Below are 4,895 nucleotides of genomic sequence, written 5' to 3'. Positions count from 1 at the left end.
GGAGACGCGGGCCATGGTGGATTCGCTGACACACTAAAACTGTGCAACTCAGGTGCATTCACCGGCGTTTTTCGTGCCCGTGGCTACGCATGGGCAACAGGATCGATGCGTGCAACACAAAGAGACGCACCTCGGCCCGGGTGCGGCTGTTTGTGTTGGCGTGGTTGAAACAGTTGCAGCGGCGGGGCGTTACCGTTGCTGCCCTGAGTTTGGTCAGGGTGTGATCAGTCGGGCTTCCGCACCTGAGTTTGGTCAGGGTGTGATCAGTCGGGCTTCCGCACCGCTGTGACCAGGGGATTCTCTCTCGGCGGGTGCCGAGATCGTGGTTCCCCAAGTCGCCCGGTGCGAACGATGGCAGGCACGAACGTCGAGCGGCAATGTCGCTGGAACGCTGTGCGGCAACGTCGCGCGGAGGAGCGAACGGGATCGCGACCGCGAGCTTCCGGGCATCCTCGGTGCCTTTTCCTGCGGATAGGAAAATACTTAGAGCTCGCGCGGATAGGAGGGACAGGTCCGGGGGCGAATATTCCCCGCTGCTAGCATCTGTACCATGTCAGGCGCTTCGAGCTCGGCCGCTTGCGCGGCAGTGACCAGGACGTCCCGCTAGCGGCGGGACGTCCGGCACACAGCAACACCTCACCTGGAACGTCCAGCCGCTTCGTGATCAGACCGGAGCGGCCCTTCGTGCTGCTCGGAAACTCTTCAGAGCGACGGAGCAATTGATGCTTTCAGGCACTTCCACCACTTCATGCGGGATCGGTCCCGCCCCTGTGCGCGCATGGCTCGTGCTGTGCGCGATGTCGATGCTGCAGTTCTTCATCGCGGTCGACGTGACCGTGGTCAACATCGCGCTGCCCTCAATCGGCGCGGACCTCGGCGTCGGGGGACACTCCCTGACCTGGGTCGTGGTCGGCTACACCATCACCGGCGGAGGGCTGCTGATGCTCGGCGGTCGGCTCGGTGACCTTCTCGGCCGCCGCCGCACCCTCCTGGTCGGCACGAGCGTCTTCGGCGCGGCCTCCCTGCTGGCTGGCCTGGCCCCGTCCTTTCCGGTCCTGGTCGCGGCCCGCCTGCTCCAGGGCGCGGGCGAGGCTGTCGCGCTGCCCGCGGCGATGGCGACCATCGTGCTGCTCTTCCCCGAGGGGCCGCGCCGCTCACGGGCCCTGAGCGTGTGGGCGGCCGTGGCCAGCTGCGGCCTGGTTCTCGGGTTCGCCCTGTCAGGGATCATCACCGCCCACCTGGGCTGGCGCTGGGTTTTCCTGGTCTCGGTGCCCTTCATCCTGGTCGTGATCGTGGCCGCGCTGCTCCTGGTACCGGCCGACCGGCCCGCGTCCGGGGGACGGTGCCGCTTGGACCTTCCCGGTTCGCTCCTGCTGACCGCGTGCCCGCTGCTGTTCGTCTACGCCGCGGTCGAGGCGGGCGAGCCTGCCACCGGCCTGTGGGTCAGCGGGGTCGCGCTGGTGTGCGCGGTGCTGGCTGCTGCCGGGTTCGTGCGGGTCGAGTCGAGGTCGCCGAACCCGCTGGTCCCGCTGACCTTCTTCGCCGATCGGGCCCGGCTGCGGGCGAACCTGACGACGATGCTGCTCAGCGGTGCGTTGTCGACCTCGTTCCTGCTGTTCACGTTCTACCTGCAGGACAGGCTCGGTATCGGGCCTCTGGGGGCCGGCCTGACGATGCTGCCCCTGGCCGTGGCGCTGATCGTGGCCTCGGTGCTCGTGCCTCGGCTGCTGGGACACTGGGGCGCACGCGCCTGCGTGCTGGTCGGCCTGGCAGCGGCTGCCGGCGCGATGGGCGTGGTCGCGCTCGTGGCCGTCCTGGATGGTGGAGCGGTGTGGCTGCTCCCGGCGATGCTACTGATCGCAGCGGGCATGGGCTTCGGGCTCGTGGGTCTGCAGTACATCGCAGTCAGCGGCACCACCGAGGAGGACGCCGGGATCGCCTCCGGCGTCCAGCGAGCATCTGACCAGCTCGGCGGAGCAGCCGGGGTGGCCGTCTACGTCGGCCTCGGGTTCGCACCGGCCCTGCACTCCGGGGACCCGTTCGTGGTCGCTGCGGTGCTCGCCGTTATCGGGCTGGTCGTCGGTGCCGTGGTCATCTCCCGCTCGCCGTCCACCGCGGCGGGGCAGCCGCAGGTCGGGTAGCAGGACCGGGGCCGCCGCACCGCGCCCGGACGGGTACGGCGCGGCGGCCCCGCCCTTCTTCTCGACGACGACGATCACAAGACCACGTGCCCGTCCTGCCCGGCTTCATCGCCGACCCTCTGTGGGAACAGTTCCGAGCCCTGCTGCCCGAACGCAACATCAACCACCCTTTGAGGTGTCACCGCCCGCGCATCCCAGACCGGGTCGTCTTTGACAAGCTTCTGGCCCGCCTCGTCCTGGGAGGTACCTACCAGCAGCACGCCGATGAGACCTGCTCGGCGACCACGATGCGAGCCCGCCGGGACGAGTGGATCCGTGCCGGCGTGTTCGAGCGGCTCCACCACCTGGCGCTGGAAGCCTACGACCAGGCTGTCGGCCTCGACCTGGACAACCTCGTGGTCGACGGATGCATCGTCAAGACACCGTGCGGAGGAGAGAACACCGGCCGCAGCCCTGTCGACCGCGGCAAATTGGGTCTCAAGAGATCGGTGCTCGTGGACGGCGGCGGGATACCGATCGGATGGGTGCTGGCCGGGGCCAACAGGAACGACTCTCCGCTCCTGCGTCCGACGCTAGAGACCCTCGCCGTGGTCGGATTCAGGCTTCCTGAGGTCATCACGGTTCACCTGGATGCGGGCTATGACTCGGCTCGGACCCGGGATCTTCTCTCCGAGCTGGGCTGCACCCCGAACATCACTCCCAAGGGGGTATTCCTGCCTATCAACCACACTCGTCGATGGGTCGTCGAGCGGACCAACTCAAGGCACAACAGAGGGTTCTCGGCGCTGGCGAGGGTGACCGACCGGCAAGGGTGCGTGCAGAACGCCTGGGTGGCGCTGGCCAGCGCGATCATCATCATCCGCCGCCTGGTCCGGCAGTCCTGGAAGCGCTACCGGTGGGACTCTCGTCCTGCCCGGTGCCCCTGATCCATACGCCGTCCTATCCGCGCGAGCTCTTATCCACATTCTCTGCAGAATACAGCACAAGGCTATTGACGTGATTCATCAACGACTATAATCGAATTACGTTCTAATCCGGATCGTGAATCCCGGATCGTGGTTCTGGGTCTGGTCTTCCCCTTCCGATCACCGGCAGCGCTGCCCGTGATCATGTGTTCTCACTCGTCTTCTCCAGCTCTGTTGTTCACCTGTGTGCATGTTCCCGAAGGGGGTGCCTGTCATGGCGATCGAACCCGATGACACGTCGCCGTCCCACCGTGATGATTCAGGGCATGGGCCGGGCGGATCGTCGTTCGGCGGGTTCCCCGATACTGCTGATGGGCGTCTCGAGGCGTTCGATGCTTCCGGTCCTGCACGCCTGGCGACGGTGGCCGAAGCGCAGCAGGCGGAAGCGCGGGCGTTCTTTCACAAGCTCGAGGCCGTGGCCGGGTACGTGGTCTCCGAAGTCATCATCGAAACCACCGCACACGACACGGACGCACTGAAGAACGCGGTACCTCCGGCGGTGTTGCCGGAGTTCCTCCACAGTGAGTACGAGTCGATCGCAGCCACCCTACGCCGGTGGGGCGTGGAGGTCGCGCAGCGGGAAGCGGAGATCGCTGCCGAACGGGCTGCGCAGGAGCGTGCGCTGATGTGGGGCCGGCGCCCGGACACCGAACCGGACACCGGTTCTTCTGCCTCGACTTCTACCGACGCGGCGGAGAGTGAGTCCTCCACTGTATTGTCGGCGGGCGGATCGTCTGCCGGGGCCTCCGGAGCGGGTACCGGCACGGAGCCTCGGGGCGAGGAAGCTGGGGACGCCGAGCCTCGGGACGAGAAGCCCGGAGCGTCAGAGGGAGTCGACGGCCCGGTCCTGGTGCCCCTACCGGCACTGCGTCCGACTGCCGCGTTGGGGGACTGGGTGCGTGAGCACCTCACCCCCGAGCATCTGGTGAACCTGTCGGTGTTGCTGCGGAAGACGATTTTCCAGGCGTTCGGCTACTGCCGTGACGCACTCACGGTTGTTCACGGCCTCCCGAGGTTCTTCGCCCGTGCGAAAGCAGGCGAGTTCGGAGTCGATCACGTGCTTACCGCAGCGAGGATCGCGGGGCGTGTTCCGGCGGCATTGTTGTCGAAGGTCGACAACCATTTGGCGACGCGGCGGGCGGATGTCACTCCGGAGACGTTCCGGGTTGCGCTCAACAAACTCGTCCGGACGTTGGTGCCCAGGGAGGTGCGGGCGGCGAAGGCGTTCGAGGAACGCCGGGTGGATGTGGAGCATTACGGCAATGGCACCGGTGCGTTGATCCTCACCGGCCCGAGCCTGCTCATCGAGGCGTGCTTCCGACGTGTGGAGGCGTTGGCGCGCAGTGTGTTCTACCGCAAGCCGGTCGCGACTGGCGGTGCCGTGCCCGGTGTTGAGCTGGATGCAGTCACCGGCAATGGTGCTGTGGGTGGCGCGGCCTCTGCGGCGGCAGATGGTGCCGGTACCAGCGAGGGCACACCTGGAGGAGTCTCGGGCGAGCGGATCGAGTTGATCGATCATCGGAACATCGCACAGTTGATGTTCGACATCCTCTCCCTGTCACGCCCGCAGGTCACCACGCGTCGCATGCCGGCCACCCGGCACGAATCCGAGACCACGGACCTGGCCACGGGTGAGGGTGCGGAGGAGATCGTTCTCGAACTACCGGATGCCGGGGATTATCTGCGGAAGCAGGCGTCTGTGGTGGTGACGGTCCCGTTCCTGAGCCTCTTCGGGAACGGAAACGGAAACGGGAACGAGGGCGGAAGTCTTCCGGGAGTGTTCCCCGAC

General features: G+C 66.7%; 2 protein-coding genes and 1 pseudogene. All 3 read left to right on the top strand.

Annotation, left to right across the window (positions count from 1 at the left end):
- The first annotated feature begins 770 nt into the window (after window positions 1-770).
- Entirely contained in the window at window positions 771-2,141 is a 1,371-nt protein-coding gene (locus tag ABD172_RS10630) for an MFS transporter (RefSeq protein WP_210755886.1), read from the top strand.
- Window positions 2,142-2,227: 86 nt separating this feature from the next.
- Window positions 2,228-3,067 carry an IS5 family transposase gene (locus ABD172_RS10625; protein WP_344309459.1) on the top strand — a complete coding sequence of 280 codons (840 nt, stop codon included), beginning with the start codon at window positions 2,228-2,230 and terminating at the stop codon, window positions 3,065-3,067.
- Window positions 3,068-3,467: 400 nt separating this feature from the next.
- Window positions 3,468-4,895: pseudogene (locus ABD172_RS10620) on the top strand (hypothetical protein); the annotation flags it as partial.

It is taken from the genome of Brevibacterium samyangense (assembly GCF_039529845.1).
Taxonomy (GTDB): Bacteria; Actinomycetota; Actinomycetes; order Actinomycetales; family Brevibacteriaceae; genus Brevibacterium; species Brevibacterium samyangense.
The sequence above is the reverse complement of the archived record's forward strand: the minus strand, read 5'-3'. Positions and strand labels throughout refer to the sequence as shown.